This is a genomic window from Streptomyces sp. NPDC041129 (assembly GCF_055592265.1).
Genome location: NZ_JBVIYV010000006.1, coordinates 397,455 through 413,621 on the forward strand (window position 1 = coordinate 397,455; position 16,167 = coordinate 413,621).

At 71.8% G+C, this 16,167-nt stretch carries 15 protein-coding genes and 1 riboswitch; of the genes, 12 read left to right on the forward strand and 3 right to left on the reverse strand.

Annotation, left to right across the window (positions count from 1 at the left end; all coding sequences use genetic code 11):
- Positions 1-63 precede the first annotated feature (63 nt).
- Positions 64-1,320 (forward strand): ROK family transcriptional regulator, encoded by a 1,257-nt coding sequence (locus tag ACZ6B1_RS22010; protein ID WP_468780770.1) that lies wholly within the window; start codon positions 64-66, stop codon positions 1,318-1,320.
- A gap of 56 nt (positions 1,321-1,376) precedes the next feature.
- Here ACZ6B1_RS22010 and ACZ6B1_RS22015 read toward each other — a convergent pair whose 3' ends face one another.
- Positions 1,377-2,126, reverse strand: a complete 750-nt coding sequence (locus ACZ6B1_RS22015) for an SDR family oxidoreductase (RefSeq protein WP_468780772.1) — start codon at positions 2,124-2,126, stop codon at positions 1,377-1,379.
- A 313-nt stretch (positions 2,127-2,439) separates the two neighbouring features.
- Positions 2,440-2,570, forward strand: a riboswitch (FMN riboswitch).
- Positions 2,571-2,726: 156 nt separating this feature from the next.
- Between ACZ6B1_RS22015 and ACZ6B1_RS22020 the strand changes: the two genes are divergently transcribed.
- The 9 genes from ACZ6B1_RS22020 to ACZ6B1_RS22060 all read left to right on the forward strand — a co-directional run bounded on the left by ACZ6B1_RS22020 (position 2,727) and on the right by ACZ6B1_RS22060 (position 10,088).
- Positions 2,727-3,332, forward strand: a complete 606-nt coding sequence (locus ACZ6B1_RS22020; protein WP_468780774.1) for a riboflavin synthase — start codon at positions 2,727-2,729, stop codon at positions 3,330-3,332.
- A complete protein-coding gene (locus ACZ6B1_RS22025; protein WP_468780776.1) occupies positions 3,329-3,970 on the forward strand; it encodes a nicotinamide mononucleotide transporter family protein in 642 nt (213 codons plus the stop codon). Before ACZ6B1_RS22020 ends, ACZ6B1_RS22025 begins: the two co-directional genes overlap by 4 nt.
- Complete coding sequence (locus tag ACZ6B1_RS22030) at positions 3,967-5,280, forward strand: bifunctional 3,4-dihydroxy-2-butanone-4-phosphate synthase/GTP cyclohydrolase II (RefSeq protein WP_468780778.1); 1,314 nt, start codon at positions 3,967-3,969, stop codon at positions 5,278-5,280. Before ACZ6B1_RS22025 ends, ACZ6B1_RS22030 begins: the two co-directional genes overlap by 4 nt.
- A gap of 22 nt (positions 5,281-5,302) precedes the next feature.
- A complete protein-coding gene (ribH, locus tag ACZ6B1_RS22035) occupies positions 5,303-5,788 on the forward strand; it encodes a 6,7-dimethyl-8-ribityllumazine synthase (RefSeq protein ID WP_468780780.1) in 486 nt (161 codons plus the stop codon).
- 34 nt (positions 5,789-5,822) lie between these two features.
- Complete coding sequence (locus tag ACZ6B1_RS22040) at positions 5,823-6,095, forward strand: phosphoribosyl-ATP diphosphatase (RefSeq protein ID WP_019983911.1); 273 nt, start codon at positions 5,823-5,825, stop codon at positions 6,093-6,095.
- 52 nt (positions 6,096-6,147) lie between these two features.
- The gene (hisG, locus tag ACZ6B1_RS22045; RefSeq protein ID WP_468780783.1) at positions 6,148-6,996 is read left to right on the forward strand and encodes an ATP phosphoribosyltransferase; all 849 of its coding nucleotides are present in this window, start codon (positions 6,148-6,150) and stop codon (positions 6,994-6,996) included.
- A gap of 15 nt (positions 6,997-7,011) precedes the next feature.
- Positions 7,012-7,464: a PH domain-containing protein gene (locus tag ACZ6B1_RS22050; RefSeq protein ID WP_468780785.1), complete on the forward strand. Its 453-nt coding sequence runs from the start codon at positions 7,012-7,014 to the stop codon at positions 7,462-7,464.
- Positions 7,465-7,671: 207 nt separating this feature from the next.
- Positions 7,672-9,006 (forward strand): hemolysin family protein, encoded by a 1,335-nt coding sequence (locus tag ACZ6B1_RS22055; protein ID WP_468780787.1) that lies wholly within the window; start codon positions 7,672-7,674, stop codon positions 9,004-9,006.
- A complete protein-coding gene (locus tag ACZ6B1_RS22060) occupies positions 9,003-10,088 on the forward strand; it encodes a hemolysin family protein (protein WP_468780789.1) in 1,086 nt (361 codons plus the stop codon). Before ACZ6B1_RS22055 ends, ACZ6B1_RS22060 begins: the two co-directional genes overlap by 4 nt.
- Positions 10,089-10,258: 170 nt before the next feature.
- Here the strand turns inward: ACZ6B1_RS22060 and ACZ6B1_RS22065 are convergent, their stop codons facing one another.
- Both ACZ6B1_RS22065 and ACZ6B1_RS22070 read right to left on the reverse strand, forming a co-directional pair.
- The gene (locus ACZ6B1_RS22065) at positions 10,259-12,121 is read right to left on the reverse strand and encodes an AAA family ATPase (RefSeq protein WP_468780790.1); all 1,863 of its coding nucleotides are present in this window, start codon (positions 12,119-12,121) and stop codon (positions 10,259-10,261) included.
- A gap of 430 nt (positions 12,122-12,551) precedes the next feature.
- On the reverse strand, positions 12,552-13,235 hold the full coding sequence (locus tag ACZ6B1_RS22070; RefSeq protein ID WP_468780792.1) for a hypothetical protein: 684 nt from the start codon (positions 13,233-13,235) through the stop codon (positions 12,552-12,554).
- A gap of 211 nt (positions 13,236-13,446) precedes the next feature.
- Between ACZ6B1_RS22070 and ACZ6B1_RS22075 the strand changes: the two genes are divergently transcribed.
- Together ACZ6B1_RS22075 and ACZ6B1_RS22080 are read left to right on the forward strand one after the other, a co-directional pair.
- On the forward strand, positions 13,447-14,403 hold the full coding sequence (locus ACZ6B1_RS22075) for a hypothetical protein (RefSeq protein WP_468780794.1): 957 nt from the start codon (positions 13,447-13,449) through the stop codon (positions 14,401-14,403).
- Between the two features lie 41 nt (positions 14,404-14,444).
- Positions 14,445-15,986, forward strand: coding sequence for an amino acid permease (locus ACZ6B1_RS22080; protein ID WP_468780796.1), 1,542 nt, complete (start codon positions 14,445-14,447; stop codon positions 15,984-15,986).
- Positions 15,987-16,167 lie beyond the last annotated feature (181 nt).

Here is a 16,167-nt window from a genome sequence, read left to right on the forward strand (position 1 = left end):
TCAGGGACCCTGCCTGATAGATAGTGGAAAACTCGGCCGCGCCCGTCTGGGAGGATGCCCGTCATGCCCGCATCACCGAGCACCGCCCGGGCCATCAACGACCGGCTCGCCCTGCGTCTGCTGCAGCGGGAAGGTCCGTTGACGGCAGGGCAGTTGAAGCAGCTGACCGGACTGTCCCGGCCCACGGTCGCCGACCTCGTCGAGCGGCTCAGCGCCTCGGGTCTGATCACGGTGGTGGGGGAGTCCGGCGAGCAGCGCCGCGGCCCCAACGCCCGGCTGTACGGCATCGTCGCCGACCGCGCCCACCTGGCCGCGCTCGACGTGCGCACCGAGGGTGTCCTCGTGCTGGTCTCCGATCTGGTGGGGCGCGTGCTGGCCGAGGGTTCGGTGCCCATCGGCGGGAACACCGGGACCGGACCCGCCGTGGAGCAGGCGGTGGCCGCGGTGCAGCGGACGGTCGAGGAGGCCGGGGGTCGGCGGCTCCACACCGTCGGGATCGGGGCGCCGGGCCTCGTCGACCCCGCCACCGGCGATCTCCGCGACTCCGGGGGGCTGCCGGCCTGGCACCGCCGGCTCGCCGCGGCCCTGCAGGAACGGCTGCCCGGGGCCCGGGTGACCGTGGAGAACGAGACCAATCTGGCCGCCCTGGCCGAGCAGCGCGAGGGTGCCGCCCGTGACCGGGACACCTTCGTCCTGCTCTGGCTGGGCCATGGCGTCGGCGCCGCGGTCGTCCTCGACGGCGCCCTGCGCCGCGGTGCCTCCGGCGGTACGGGCGAGATCGGCTTCCTGCCGGTCCCGGGCACGCCGTCCCTGCCGTCGGCGACGGACTGCGACGGCGGCTTCCACTCCCTGGCCGGAGCGGCGGCGATCACCCGGCTGGCCGGGGAGCACGGTCTGCCGGGGGCGGAGGCGGCCGACGGGCCGGGCGTGGCGATGGTGGTGCGCGCGGCCGTGGCGCGGGTGACGGCCCCGCCCGGCGAGGCGGCCGGGGCCGGCCCCGCCGAACGCTTCCTCGACGCCCTCGCCGACCGCATCGCCATCGGGGCCGCCTCCGTGGTCTCCATCCTCGACCCGGGCTGCGTGGTCCTCGGCGGGGAGATCGGGCAGGCCGGGGGAGCGGTGCTCGCCGAGCGCGTCGCCGAGCGGCTGCGCCGGATGTCCCCGCTGGTCACCGAGGTCCGGGCCGGCCGCCTCGGCGGCTCCGCGGTCCTGCGCGGCGCCCTGCTGACGGCCCGGGACCGGGCCCAGGACGAACTGTTCGCCCCGGCCGACCGCCAGGACCCGTCCGGGAGGGGCCGGCCCGGCCCTCCTCCCCGGTGACCGGGTCTTCGTCCCTGGCCGACCGCCGGCCCCTCCGGGCGGAGCCGCCCGCCCGGTTACCGCCGGAGCCCCGGCCGCCGTGCCAGGTAGTCCTCGAAGGTGCCCTTGCCCACCGCCTGCTCCGGCGCCAGATGGCCGCCCGCGCGGAAGGCGCGGTACGTGCCGCCGAGCAGCGGTACGTTCACCAGCGCCCGGCGCCGCCCGGCCGCCCCGAGCCAGGCGCGGGCCAGCGACTCGAACGACCGCACCTGCGGGCCGCCCATGTCGGAGACTCGCCCGGCCGGCGGCGCGACGGCCAACCCGGCCAGCCGGTCCGCGACTTCGGCCACCTCGATGGGCTGGTCCGACACCCCCGCCGGGAGCGGCAGGACAGGTGACCTGGACAGTCCCCGCAGCACCGAGGCCACCAGGTCGTGGAACTGCGTCGCCCGCAGCACGGTCCAGCCGAGCCCCGACTCCTCGATCCGCCGCTCCACCGCGAGCTTCGACCTGTAGTAGCCGAGCGGCACCCGGTCGACGCCCACGATGGAGATGTAGAGCAGGTGGCCCACGCCGGCCCGCCGTGCCGCCGCGATCAGGTGGTCCGCCGCCCGTTCGTCCCCGCCGCGCGGGCTGCTCGCGCAGTGCACGACCGTCTCCACGCCCGCTAGGGCCGTGTCCAGGGCGGGCCCGCCCTCGCGCAGGTCGACGGCGTGCGGCCGGGTGTGGCGGCTGAGCACCCGCACCTCGTGCCCGTCCGCCCGCAGCCGTTCGGTGACGAGCCGGCCGAGCGTGCCGGTCCCACCGGTCACCAGGATCGTGGTCATGCTGTCTCCGTCCCTCCGGACACCGGAGCACTCCCGAGTGAAGTGCCCTTCGTCCGCTGGGACAAGGCGGCCCCGTGAAATGTGACAGCCGCGCGGCGGCGGCCGCGTCCGCCCTGGCGGCCCGGCGGCGGGCAAGGGCCGTCGTCACCGCCGCCGGGCCCGCCCGCACCCTAAAAGGACTAGACCAGTGTGGTCAATGGTCCGGACCAATCGGCCGCTCGCGGAAGCCCGGACGGGCCGTCTGTGAGTCACTCCACATCATTCACCCGCATGGACCCCTACCGGCCGTGGCACACTGGCCCTGTACCAGAAGCAGCGCACTCCGGGGTCGGTGAAAGTCCGAACCGGCGGTTACAGTCCGCGACCCGGTCGCTTCCAGCGGCCGGTTGACCAGGTGAAACTCCTGGACCGACGGTTAAAGTCCGGATGGGAGGCAGTGCGCGGCGGGCGGGCATGCTCTCATGCGCGTCGCCGTATCTGGGCTCGTCCGCGGGCGGACGGGTCCCTGTTCGGCGTCGTCCCGGAGCTGTCTTCCCGTTCATTCTGTCGTCTTCGACAGGCCCCGGAGTCCGTGCCCCTTGAGGCAGGAGGACCCGGGAAGTGTTCACCGGAATCGTCGAAGAGCTGGGTGAGGTCACCGCCGTCGAGAATCTCGGCGACGCCTCCCGTTTCCGGCTCCGCGGCCCCATCGTGACCGAGGGCGCGCAGCACGGCGACTCCATCGCCGTGAACGGGGTCTGTCTCACCGTCGTCGACCACGAGGGCGACGAGTTCACCGCCGACGTCATGGCCGAGACGCTGGACCGCTCCAGCCTGGGCGCGCTCGGTGTCGGCTCCCGCGTCAACCTCGAGCGCCCCACCGCCGTGGGCGCGCGCCTCGGCGGGCACATCGTGCAGGGGCACGTGGACGGCACCGGACAGGTCCTGGAGCGCAAGCCGTCCGACAACTGGGAGATCGTGAAGGTCTCGCTGCCCGCGGACCTCGCCCGCTACGTCGTCGAGAAGGGCTCCATCACCGTCGACGGCATCAGCCTCACCGTCGTCGACGCCGGCCCCGACCACTTCACGGTCAGCCTCATCCCGACCACCCTCGCCCTGACCACGCTCGGCCACAAGCAGCCCGGCGACCCGGTCAACCTCGAGGTCGACGTCATCGCCAAGTACGTGGAGCGGCTGCTCGCGGCCGGACAGGGGGACGGCAAGTGAACTGGATGAACTCCGAGGCCTTCACCCTCTTCGGGCAGCACATCATCTGGTCCGACATGACCGGCAACATCCTCGGCCTCATCACCCTGGCCCTCGGCTGGCGCCGCTCGCTGTGGACCTGGCCCGTGCAGTTCCTGTCCGGCCTGGTCCTCTTCGGGGCCTTCTACGGCCACCTGGCCGGCAGCGCCGGCAAGCAGGCCGTCGTCATGGTCGTCGCGCTGTACGGCTGGTGGCAGTGGCAGCGCCGCAAGGACCGGGCCCTGGACGGCCACATCACCCCCCGGTTCGCCAACTGGACCGAGCGGGCGGTGATGCTCGCGGCCGCTGCCGCCGGCACCGTCGCCGTCGCCCTGCTGTTCACGGCGTACCCGAGCCTCTCCTGGGACCCCTGGCCCGACGCCTACATCTTCGTCGGCACCATCGTCGCCATGTACGCCCAGGCCAAGGGCATGGTCGAGTTCTGGATCGCCTGGCTGCTCGTCGACCTCGTCGGCGTGCCCCTCAACTTCGCCAACGGCTACGCCTTCTCCGGCTTCGTCTACGTCATCTACGGCGCGCTCGTCCTGTGGGGCATGCGCGACTGGTGGCTGCGCTCCCGCAAGGACGCGCGGCCCGTTCTGGAAGGAGCGCCGGCATGACCTCGGCACCTCTGCTCCACAGCACCGAACGCATCGAGGACTTCGGGCTCGACCCCGTCGAGCAGGCCATCGCCGACATCGCGGCCGGCCGCCCGATCGTCGTCGTCGACGACGAGGACCGGGAGAACGAGGGCGACCTCGTCATCGCCGCCGAGAAGGCCACCCCCGAGATCGTCGCCTTCATGATGAGCGAGTGCCGGGGCCTGATCTGCGCCCCCATGGAGGGGGAGGAACTGGACCGGCTGCGGCTGCCGCAGATGGTCGAGGACAACACCGAGTCGATGAAGACCGCCTTCACCGTCTCCGTGGACGCCACCGCCGCGCACGGTGTGAGCACCGGCATCTCGGCCGCCGACCGCGCCACCACGCTCCAGCTGCTGGCGAGCGGCACCGCCGAGCCCACCGACCTGGTCCGCCCGGGCCATGTCTTCCCGCTGCGCGCCAGGCCCGGCGGCGTGCTGACCCGCAACGGCCACACCGAGGCCGCCGTGGACCTCGCCCGGCTCGCGGGCCTGCGCCCGGCCGGCGCCATCGTGGAGATCGCCGGCGAGGACGGCCGGATGCTGCGGCTGCCCGAACTGATCCCGTTCGCCCGCAAGCACGGCCTGACGATCATCTCCATCGAGGACCTGATCGCCTACCGCCGCGGCAGCGAGCCCACCGTCCGCCGCGAGGCCGAGACCCGACTGCCCACCAGGCACGGCACCTTCACCGCCTACGGCTACCGCTCCACCGTCGACGGCGTCGAGCACGTCGCCCTCGTCCACGGCGAGATCGGCGACGGCGAGGACGTCCTGGTCCGCGTCCACTCCGAATGCCTCACCGGCGACGTCTTCGCCTCCCTGCGCTGCGACTGCGGGCCCCAGCTCGACGCCGCCCTGGAACGCATCCAGGCCGAGGGCCGGGGTGTCGTGGTCTACCTGCGCGGGCACGAGGGGCGCGGCATCGGCCTGCTGTCCAAGCTGCGCGCCTATCAACTGCAGGAGCAGGGCCACGACACCCTCGACGCCAACCTCGAGCTCGGCCTGCCCGCCGACGCCCGCGACTACGGCGCCGGCGCGCGGATCCTCGCCGACCTCGGCGTGCGCGGCGTCCGCCTGATGACCAACAACCCCGACAAGACCGACGCGTTGCTGCGCCACGGCCTGAAGGTCACCGGCCGCGAGCCGATGCCCGTCCAGGCGGGCGAGCACAACCTCCGGTACCTGCGCACCAAGCGGGACCGGATGGGGCACGACCTGCCCTGGCTGGACACCCCGGCCGTGGCCGCCTCCGCGGCCGCGCCCGGGTCCACCTGCGGCAACCAGTAAGCGAACAGCACTGAGGAGAGATGTGAGCGGCAAGGGTGCACCGGAGCTGTCCGTACGGGGCGCGAGCGACCTCAGGGTCGCCGTCATCGCGGCCCAGTGGCACGAGAAGGTGATGGACGGTCTGGTGAACGGCGCCCTGCGCGCCCTGCACGAACTGGGGATCGACGAGCCGACCCTGATCAGGGTCCCCGGCAGCTTCGAGCTCCCGGTCGCCGCCAAGGTCCTCGCGAGCCGCGGCTACGACGCCGTGGTCGCCCTCGGCGTCGTGATCCGCGGCGGAACCCCCCACTTCGACTATGTGTGCCAGGGGGTCACCCAGGGCCTCACCCAGGTCTCCGTGGAGACCGGCGTCCCGGTCGGCTTCGGCGTGCTCACCTGCGACACCGAGGAACAGGCCCTGGACCGGGCCGGCATCGAGGGCTCCAGCGAGGACAAGGGCCACGAGGCGGTCACCGCCGCGGTCGCCACCGCGGCCACACTCCGCTCGGTATCCGAACCCTGGCACTGAGGAGTCGCCCACACCGCGTAGGGTGGGCATCACCATGTCCAAGAAGACTTTCGAGGAGCTCTTCACCGAGCTCCAGCACAAGGCCGCCCAGGGCGATCCCGCCACTTCCCGCACCGCAGAGCTGGTCGGCAAGGGGGTCCATGCCATCGGCAAGAAGGTCGTCGAGGAGGCCGCCGAGGTGTGGATGGCCGCCGAGTACGAGGGCAAGGAGGCGGCCGCCGAGGAGATCTCGCAGCTGCTGTACCACGTCCAGGTGATGATGGTCGCCCGCGGCATCTCCCTGGACGACGTCTACGCCCACCTCTGAGCCGCGCCGGCTCACGATCCCCCTCTCCCTGAACGCAAAGGAAGCCGACCTCATGCTGCGCATCGCCGTCCCCAACAAGGGTTCCCTGTCCGGCCCTGCGGCGGAGATGCTGCATGAGGCCGGCTACCAGCAGCGCCGGGAGTCCAAGGAGCTGCGGATCGTCGACCCGGTGAACGAGGTCGAGTTCTTCTACCTCCGCCCCCGGGACATCGCGATCTACGTCTCCTCCGGCCGGCTCGACATCGGCATCACCGGCCGCGACCTGCTGGTCGACTCCGGTGCCGACGCCGAGGAGATCCTGCCGCTCGGGTTCGCCCGCTCGACGTTCCGCTTCGCCGCCAAGCCCGGCACCGCGGCGGGCGTGGCGGACCTCAAGGGCCGGACGGTCGCCACCTCCTACGAGGGCATCGTCGCCGGGCACCTCGCCGACAGCGGGGTCGACGCCTCGGTCGTCCACCTCGACGGCGCCGTCGAGACCGCCATCGAGCTGGGCGTCGCCGAGGTCATCGCCGACGTCGTGGAGACCGGCACCAGCCTGCGCAACGCGGGTCTCGAGGTCTTCGGCGAGCCCATCATGAAGTCCGAGGCCGTCGTCATCCGCCGTACCGGCGCCGACGGCGAGGAGCCGAAGGTCCAGCAGTTCCTGCGGCGCCTCCAGGGCGTCCTGGTCGCCCGGACGTACGTGATGATGGACTACGACTGCCGCGTCGAGCAGCTCGAGAAGGCCGTCGCGCTCACCCCCGGCCTGGAGTCGCCGACCGTCTCCCCGCTGCACAACGAGGGCTGGGTCGCCGTCCGCGCCATGGTCCCCGCCAAGGAGGCGCAGCGGATCATGGACGACCTCTACGAGATCGGCGCCCGGGCCATCCTGACCACCGCCATCCACGCCTGCCGCCTGTAAGAGGTACGCGAACAGATGTCCGAGCTTCCCGCCCTCCCCGTGACCTTCCGGCCGGGCCACACGCGGGTGATCCTGCTCACCGCCGGTGTGGCGATCTTCCTGGTCATCTCAGGTGTCGCCATGCTGCTGGACCTGGGTCCGGGTGAGCGGGCCAGCTTCTTCGTCACCGGAGCGCTCATCTTCTGGGCGCTGGCGCAGCTTGCCCGGGTCAAGGTGGTCGCCGACGAGTCCGGCGTCACCGTGGTCAACATCGTGAGCAAACGGCGCCTGGCCTGGGCGGAAATCCTTCAGGTGAACCTCCGTCCGGGCGATCCGTGGGTGTTCCTCAACCTCAGCGACGGCACCAGCCTGCCCGCGCTCGGCATCCAGCCGGGCCTCGCCAAGCAGCGCGCCATCGCCGACGCGCGGGCGCTCCGGGCGCTCACCGAGGCCCGCTCGACGGCCCCGGCCGGCGAAGATCAGGGATGAATCGGTGACGTCCGCCCTGCCGCACCGGGCCGTGTCTTGATTAATCTGGAGGTGGAGGCGTTTTTCGTCGCGCCTCCACCCCTGTGGCACCGCGCCCGGTGCACAGGGGTTCCTGCTACCCGAGGAGTGACCCCCTCCGGCGATGGACGGATCGTCCTGTAGTACCTGCGCCGCCCCCTCCCCCCACCACATGGAGGCGGCGGCATCATGACCACCCCCCTGCTGCTCCTCGCAGCGGCTTTCCTGTTGATCCTGGCCAACGGCTTCTTCGTGGCGGCCGAGTTCGGCCTGGTGACGGTCGAGCGCCCGGACGCCGAGAAGGCCGCCGCCGACGGCGACAAGCGCGCCGGCACGGTCGTGGAGTCGCTGAAGGAGCTCTCCTTCCAGCTCTCCGGCACCCAGCTCGGCATCACCATCACCTCCCTGGTCGTCGGCATGCTCGCCGAACCGGCCCTGGCCGCGCTGCTGCGCGGCCCGTTCACCGCGATCGGCATCCCCAGGGGCGCCGTCTCCGGTGTGGCCGTGGTCACCGGCATGCTGCTGGCCTCGGCGATCCAGATGGTGATCGGCGAACTCGTGCCCAAGAACTGGGCGGTGTCGCGGCCCCTGCAGGTCGCCCGCTTCGTCGCGGGCCCCCAGCACCTCTTCTCCCGGCTGTTCCGCCCGGTGATCTCCGCGCTGAACACGGTCGCCAACCGGCTGGTGCGCGCCCTCGGCGTCGAGCCCGCCGACGAGCTGGCCTCCGCCCGCACCCCGGGCGAACTGGTGTCCCTGGCCCGGCACTCCGCGCAGGCCGGCGCCCTGGAACAGGACACGGCCGACCTGTTCGTACGCACCCTGTCCCTGGGCGACCTGACCGCGCAGCACGTCATGACCCCGCGAGTCAAGGTCAGCGCCCTGCAGGACTCGGCCACCGCCGAGGACGTGGTCAACCTGACCCGGGCCACCGGGCTGTCCCGCTTCCCGGTCTACCGGGAGAAGATCGACGACGTGGTCGGCATGGCCCACCTCAAGGACGCGCTGGCGGTCCCCGTGAACGACCGGCTGCGTACCCCGGTCGGCCGTATCGCGCGCAGGGCGCTGCTCGTGCCCGAGACGCTGCCCGTCCAGCCCCTCCTCGCCCGGCTGCGCAGCGAGCAGCCCATCGCGGTCGTCGTGGACGAGTACGGCGGCACGGCCGGCGTGGTCACCCTGGAGGACATCGTCGAGGAACTCGTCGGCGAGGTCCGCGACGAGCACGACGCCAAGGACGCGCCCGAGCTGGCCCCCGCCCCGCCGGAGGACGGCCGGCCCGCCTGGGACGTGGACGGCGGTTGCCGTGTCGACGTCCTGAAGCGCATAGGCCTCGACGTGCCCGAGGGCCCGTACGAGACCGTCGCCGGACTCGTCGCCGACCTGCTCGGCCGCATCCCGGCCCCCGGCGACCGGGCCGAACTGCCCGGCTGGCGGCTCTCCGTGCGCCAGGTGGGCCACTACCGCGCCGAACGGGTCCGCCTGGTCCGCACGGCCCCGGCCGTGAACGTCATGGAGGCCGTGCGATGAGCGTCCTCCAACTGGTCTTCGCCGCGCTGCTCGTACTCGCCAACGGCTTCTTCGTCGGCGCCGAGTTCGCGCTCGTCTCCGTCCGCCGCAGCCAGATCGAGCCGCTGGGCACGGCCCGGGCCCGGCAGGTGCTGTACGGCCTGGAGCGGCTGCCGCAGATGATGGCCGCCGCCCAGTTCGGCATCACCGTCTGCTCGCTGACCCTCGGCGCGGTCGCCGAGCCCACGGTCGCGCACCTGCTGGAGCCGGTCTTCGAGTGGATCCACCTGCCGGCCGGCATGATCCACCCGCTCGGATACGTCATCGCCCTCGCCGCGGTGGTCTTCTTCCACCTCGTCATCGGTGAGATGGTGCCGAAGAACCTCGCCATGGCGGCCCCCGAGAAGGCCGCGCTGTGGCTCAGCCCGGGGCTGGTCGCCTTCGCCCGGGTGTGCCGGCCGATCACGGTGGCCCTCGGCGCCTGTGCCCAGGGCATCCTGCGGCTCTTCCGGGTCGAGCCCAAGGACGAGGTCGAGGCCGTCGTCACCAGTGAGCAGCTCAACCGCCTGCTGGAGGACTCCGGCCAGGCGGGCCTGCTGGATCCCGAGGAGCAGGAGCGCCTGGAGGACGCGCTGGAACTGGGCTCCCGCCCGGTGACGGACGTCCTGCTGCGGCGCGAGTCCCTGATCACCGTGCCGCCCTCGGTCACCCCGGGCGAGATCGTCCAGCTCACGGCCCGCACGGGCTACTCCCGCTTCCCGGTCGCGGCGGCGGACAAGGGTCCCTTCATGGGATACGTCCATGTGAAGGACGTCCTGGACCTGGAGGACTCCGACCGGGCCGTCCCCCAGCACGTCTGGCGCCCCATGACCACGCTCCGCTCGGAGCTCCCGCTGGACGACGCCCTGACGGTCATGCGTCGGGCGGCCACCCACCTGGCCCAGGTCGCGGATGCGTCGGGCCGGATCCTGGGTCTGGTGGCCCTTGAGGACGTTCTGGAACTCCTGGTCGGCGAGGTCCGCGACCCGGCCCACCGCAGGCTCCCGGACATAAAACTCACCGAACCCAGAGCAACCGAGAACCCGGAACAGGCCATGGCCTGACCGCCGGCCCCCCTCCGCACCACCGCCCACCCAGCCGCGAAGCCGGGTGGGCGGTGCCGCACAGCCGCGGGCACCCTGGCGGCCCGCACGGCGACGGGCATCGAGCCCGCACAGCCGCGGGCCTTGCGACCCCAGGCAGAGCACCCCCGGCAGACGCCAGTCACCGGCGCCTAGAGAGCCGAGGGATCCTGCGGCCCCCGCCCCGACAGCACTTCCCCGTACGCCTGCATCAGATCCGGCAGCCGCAACGTCGCGAGGTCCCCCCGGGACAGCGCCCCGGGATACCCCGACAACCGCAGATCCCGGTAGGCGCAGCTCTTCTCGTACAGCGTCCGCAGGAACCGCCCGTTCCCCAGCTCGTCGATCCACCCCTGGTCGACGACGTGCCCGGCGATGGACCGCAGCTCCTCCAGCGCCTCCTCGTCCCACTGGTCCCCGTTCTCCGCCGCGAGCACCCTGCCGATCTCGGTGAGCTCCAGCGGCCGGTAGGAGGGGAAGTCGACCCGGGAGGTGAAGCGGGAGGAGAGCCCGGGGTTCGCGGTGAGCAGCCGGTCCATGCCCTCCGGATAGCCGGCCAGGATCACGACCAGGTGGTCCCGGTTGTCCTCGGCCCGCTTCAGCAGTACCTGCAGCGCCTCGTCGCCGTACGCGTCCCCCTTGCCGTACCCCGAGTTGGACAGCGAGTACGCCTCATCCACGAACAGCACCCCGCCGATCGCGGAGTCGATCAGCTCGTTGGCCTTCACCGCCGTCTGCCCGAGGTACTCCCCGACCAGGTCGGCCCGCTGTGCCTCCACCAGATGGTCGCCGCCGAGCAGCCCCAGCGCGTAGAACACGCGCCCGAGGATCCGGGCGACCGTGGTCTTCCCGGTCCCCGAGGGCCCGGAGAACACGAAGTGCCGCTTGGGCGGCTGCACCGGCAGCCCCTGCCCGGCCCGCAGCCGCGCCATGTTCAACTGCGCGGACAGCGCCTTGACCTGGCGCTTGACCGGCTCGAGCCCCACCATCCGCTCCAGCTCGGCGAGCGCCTCCTCGAGTAACGCGGGATCCGTCGGCCCGGCCGGCAGGACGGAGGAGGCCACTCCGCTCCTCACGCGCACCAGCGGGTCGGAGCCCGACGGCAGCGGACCGGTCGGCAGGTCCGGCTCGGTCAGCCGCAGATCGCGGCCCTCCGCGCCGAAGAGCGGATCGAGCGTGTCCGGCCCGTCCATGGCGTCCGCCCCGGCACCGGTCAGGGTGATCGCCGCGAGGTCGGCCGGATCGTCGTACCCGTCGCCCTCGGCGATCGCGGCCAGCCGGGCCGAGGTGTCCATGAAGGCCGGATCGATCCGGTGCACCGCCCGGTACAGGGGGAGCGCCGCGGCGCTGCGCCCGGTGCCCTCGTGCGCCCGCGCCAGCCAGTACCGCAGCTCCTTGCGCTGCGGCTGCTCGCTGCGGCAGCGCATCAGGGCCGCCGCGAGCAGCGGCTCGGCCTGGCCGTACATCTCCAGACGCACCCGGGCCATCCCGCCGAAGAGGCCAGCCTCGATGCCGAGGAGGGGATCGTCGAGCAGAGGGTCGGTGTGCCGCACCAGCTGGTCCCAGTCCTTGACCAGATAGGCGCGGCAGGCGTGCAGGAAGCGGACCTGCGGATCGGTGTCCACCGGGGGCAGCCCGGCGAGCGCCCGGTCCAGCTCGGGCACGTGCCGGCCGTCCAGCCAGTGCGAGGCGTGCGCCAGCAGCAGATCGCGCGGGCTCTCCAGCACCGGCTGCACCCACCAGCCGAGCCAGTACCAGGAGTTGAGGGTGCGGCGGTGCCGGGCGCGCTGCTCCCCGAAGCGCTCCCGGTGCCGGAACATCCGCAGCAGCGCGGTGGTCGTGTCGACCCGCAGCGCGTGCAGTCCGAGCCAGGCGTCCGCCATCCCCGGGTCCATCCGGACGGCGACCCGGAACTCCTCCTCCGCCTGGGGATAGGCGCCCATCGTGTAGGCGTCCACACCTCGCAGCCAGGCGAGGTCGGCCGGGGCCTCCGGGCCCTGCGTGCCGAAGTCCATCACGTCCCCCACAGACCGTGCCCCCGTTGGTTCACCGCCGGGCAGTCGCCCGACGGCCGCCGCGGACGAACCGCTGTACCGCGGACCGGAGTTGCAGGTGCGCGAGGCAGTCGCTCGAAGGTCGCACCGAGGGCATCGTACCCGGGGTACGACCGCGTGCCGAAGGGTGCCGCACGGCCCGTTCGGCGAGGTGGGAGCAGACGGGGCGCACACGAAATGGTGACCGACGGTGAGCGTTTCGGTGCGCGAGGCGGCCGGAAGGACGGTCCGCGGGCAGAACGAAGCCCCCGATCACGGGGGAACAACCGGGGGCTTCGCGTCTGTGGGCGGCTCCGAGGCCGCACATTCAGAACGTAAGACCTGCAAGGCTCCCCGGTCAAGCGGACCTGGAGCACTCAAGGAAGTTCCCCCGCACGGGTCTTGGGTGCGCTCACCGCACCGCGGACGGTCCGTCACCGTGAGTGACGTTCTGGTCCGGTCCGGGGATGCCCGCCGGTCCCGTCAGCACCTCGTATCCCTCCCGTGTCTGCCGCACCAGGAGATCCGCATGGGGGCGCGAGGGGTCGGCGGCGAAGTGCGCGTGCTCCGCCTCGACCCACCCGGACCAGAACTCGCGCTGCTCCTCCCCGTCCCGCAGCCGGCCGCGCGCCCAGGACTCCTCGCGCGGCAGTTCCATCCACAGCAGCCGCGCCAGATGCGGCCGCAGTGCCCGGCGTCCGGCGCCGACCCCCTCGACGACGACCACGGGCGCGGGCGGCAGCGGCCGCGGCGGGCCGAACGCCCGGGCACGCCAGTCGTAGGGGGTGTACCGCGCGATCTCGCCCCGGGACAGTGGGCCGATCACCTGGGCCGTGAGCCGCTCGGTCCAGTCGAAGAGCCGCTCGTGGCTGGCGATGTCGTCCAGGTGCAGCACCGGCGCCCCGCCGAGTGCGGCGGCCAGCCGCCCGGCGAAGGTGGACTTCCCGGACCCCGCGTGCCCGTCGACAGCGATCAGACGGACCGGCCCCAGTGAAGGGGGCAGCCCGCGCAGCCGGGCGGCGAGGTCGTGAATGGTGATTCCCGAGGTGTGGTGCGGTGTGGGGTGTTTTCCGGAAACAGTGTAGTAGCGGTGCATAGCGTCAGGTGCCGGTGTGGCGGCGCCGGGACCGGAGTGGCGAGAAAACGTCACTTCTTGAACCACTGGCTGAGCGCCGGTCAATCAAACGGATTATCCATCCAAATCCGTTGACCGATATGTGAAATTCGGCGTTCCAGGCGCGCCGACTGCTGAGTAAGGTGCTTCCTGCGCGAGTGCGGCGCGTCGTAACGGGGACGGACAGGAGAACATGGCCGCGGAGTTATTCGAAGGGCAGTATGTGTGGCATCCGGCGGCCGACGACCGCGTCCTGGCGCGCGTATGCGTCGATGTGCGCGCCGGCCGTTATCGAAGCGCCGGTGAAGCCCTCGCCGAGACGCGTTCCGACTTCGCCCTGCGCGCCCACCGCTCGCTCGTGCTGGCCTCCGAGGCGGCCGGCACCGACCTCGTCGAACGCTGGCTGGCCGAGGATCCGACGCCCGAGGCGGCGCTGCTGTGGGCCCGGGTGGCCGTGCAGCGCGCGATGCGGGCCGCCGACGCGCGCGACGAACGGGCCGAGGCACTGGAGCGGATAGCGCTCACCGCCTGCGACCGGGCCGCCGCGCTGGCCCCCGGCGACCCCACTCCCTGGGTCGCCAAGCTCACCATGGCGCGGCTGCACCGGCTGCGCGATCCCGCCCCGCAGGGGCTGCTCACCGCCCCGCCCGGCCCGTGGCGGCTGTTCGCGCACGTCCTGACCCTGGACCCGTGGAACCGCGAGGGCCACCACCGCTTCCTGTCCTGCTTCTTCACCCGTTACGGCGGTTCGGTCAACGCGGCCTGGGACGTGGCCGCCTTCCTCAGCCAGCGCGCGCCCACGGACTCCGCCCTCCGGCTGCTGCCGCTGGTCGCCCTGGTCGAGAGCTACAACCCCACCCAACTGCTCGCCGACCGGGTCTGGGAGCAGCCCCAGTGGCGCTCCACCGCGCTCGCGGTCTACCACAACTGGCTGCCCGCGGTGGCCGGCTACCGCTTCACCCCGGTGCTCGACCTGGCCTACCTCGCGCACGCGCTGGTCATGGCCCAGTGCGGGTTCGAGGCCCGGGCGGTCTTCACGGCGATGGGCCCGTACGCCTCGCGCATGCCCTGGAGTGCCTTCGGCGAGCCCGCCGAACAGCTCTCCCGGGCCCGGCGCGGCTGCGGCCTGCCCGTCCCGGGACCCGCCTGACCCGTACCTGCTCCGCCCCCCACCAAGAGAAAGGTCGATCTGTGTCGGAACGGATATCGGCTCCACGGGCGAACGCCCGCGGGGGAGAGGACGCGGTCGTGCTCGACGACGACGCGACCCTGCACGCGATGGGTTATCCGCGGAAACTCACCCGGCGCTTCAAGGCGTTCGACAATTTCGCGATCTCCTTCACCATCATCAATATCCTCTCGGGCATTTTCTCGTCCTTCGGATTCGGTATGAACGCGGGTGGTCCCCGTGTTCTCGTGTTCGGCTGGATCGGCGTCTCCGTCATGGTGCTGTTCATCGGCGCAGCGATGGCGGAGGTCGCTTCGGCATATCCGACGAGCGGTGCGCTCTATTTCTCGGCGGGCAAACTCGCCAAGCGGCACAAGGGCGCCTGGTCCTGGTTCACCGGCTGGCTGAACTTCGTGGGCCAGATCGGCGGCACCGCCGCCACCGGGTACGCGGCGGCCACGTTCATCCAGGCCTTCGTCGCCCTGCAGTGGTCCTCGTACCAGCCGACCGCGCACCAGACCGTCCTGATCACGGCAGTGATCATCGTGGCGCAGGGGCTCGCCAACACCTTCACGGTCCAGCTCGTCGCCGTACTGAACCGCGTTTCCGTGTGGTGGCTGCTGATCGGACTCGTGGTGATCGTGACCGCACTCATCGTGATGCCCGACCATCATCAGTCCGCGTCCTTCGTGACGCATTTCGAGAACAACACCGGCTTCACCAACGGACTTTACGGCGGCATGCTCGGCCTGCTGGTCACCAGCTGGACCTTCACCGGCTTCGACGGCAGCTTCCACATGTCCGAGGAAACGGTCCAGGCGACGGTCAACGCGCCGAAGGGCATCACCCGTGCCATCGGCTATTCGGCGATCACCGGTCTGATCCTTATGCTCGCGCTGGTCTACAGCATTAGCGACTACGGCAAGGTGGCCGGTTCGGCCGCGCCGCCCGTCCAGATTCTCATCGACGGCCTCGGCCTCGGCGCCGCCAAGGTGATGCTGCTCATCGTCATCGGCGCCATGCTCTTCTGCGGTCTGGCCAACCTCACCAGCAACACCCGGCAGATCTTCGCCTTCTCCCGGGACGGCGCCATGCCCGGCTCCCGCTGGTGGCACACGGTCTCGCTGCGCACCCGGACGCCGGTCAAGGCGGTGTGGCTCGCGGTGGGCTGCTCGCTCGCCCTGGTGATCCCGGGCTGGTGGTCGCACACGGCGTTCACCGCCATCGTGAGCGTCAACGTGGTGGGGCTGTTCCTCGCCTACGCCGTGCCGGTCTTCCTGCGGCTGCGGCTCGGCGACGAGTTCCAGCCCGGCCCCTGGCACCTGGGCCGCTGGGGCAAGCCGATCGGCTGGGTCGCGGTGACCTGGATCCTGCTCAGCAGCGTGCTGTTCATGCTGCCGCAGGCCTCGCCCATCACCGCCGACTCCTTCAACTACGCGCCGATCGCGCTGGCCGTCGTCCTGCTCGTGGCCACGGTCTGGTGGTTCGCCACCGCTCGCCGCCGCTTCCAGGGACCGGTCAGCTACGGCCGCCCCGACGAGGTCGCCGCGATGGATCTCATCTGACCCGCTCGACGCCACGGCCCCGGCGCACAGCACAACGCCCGCGCGGGGGCCGCGGCGCACTACCCGGCGCGCACTCCCCAGGTCCCATCACTGTTCTAGACCAATATTGGTAGCGCGCCATACGGCGGAAGTGCTGGCAGGGGCATGCCGTCTCCGTTCATAGTTGGCGCACCAACCGCAC

Bases quoted from the DNA above. Each gene is read 5' to 3' on its own strand.
- ACZ6B1_RS22015 (WP_468780772.1), bottom strand. From the start codon at position 2,126: ATGACCACGATCCTGGTGACCGGTGGGACCGGCACGCTCGGCCGGCTC.
- ACZ6B1_RS22030 (WP_468780778.1), top strand. From the start codon at position 3,967: ATGACCTCGGCACCTCTGCTCCACAGCACCGAACGCATCGAGGACTTC.
- ACZ6B1_RS22055 (WP_468780787.1), top strand. From the start codon at position 7,672: ATGACCACCCCCCTGCTGCTCCTCGCAGCGGCTTTCCTGTTGATCCTG.
- ACZ6B1_RS22060 (WP_468780789.1), top strand. From the start codon at position 9,003: ATGAGCGTCCTCCAACTGGTCTTCGCCGCGCTGCTCGTACTCGCCAAC.
- ACZ6B1_RS22070 (WP_468780792.1), bottom strand. From the start codon at position 13,235: ATGCACCGCTACTACACTGTTTCCGGAAAACACCCCACACCGCACCAC.
- ACZ6B1_RS22040 (WP_019983911.1), top strand. From the start codon at position 5,823: ATGTCCAAGAAGACTTTCGAGGAGCTCTTCACCGAGCTCCAGCACAAG.
- hisG (WP_468780783.1), top strand. From the start codon at position 6,148: ATGCTGCGCATCGCCGTCCCCAACAAGGGTTCCCTGTCCGGCCCTGCG.
- ACZ6B1_RS22075 (WP_468780794.1), top strand. From the start codon at position 13,447: ATGGCCGCGGAGTTATTCGAAGGGCAGTATGTGTGGCATCCGGCGGCC.
- ACZ6B1_RS22065 (WP_468780790.1), bottom strand. From the start codon at position 12,121: ATGGACTTCGGCACGCAGGGCCCGGAGGCCCCGGCCGACCTCGCCTGG.
- ACZ6B1_RS22010 (WP_468780770.1), top strand. From the start codon at position 64: ATGCCCGCATCACCGAGCACCGCCCGGGCCATCAACGACCGGCTCGCC.
- ACZ6B1_RS22050 (WP_468780785.1), top strand. From the start codon at position 7,012: ATGTCCGAGCTTCCCGCCCTCCCCGTGACCTTCCGGCCGGGCCACACG.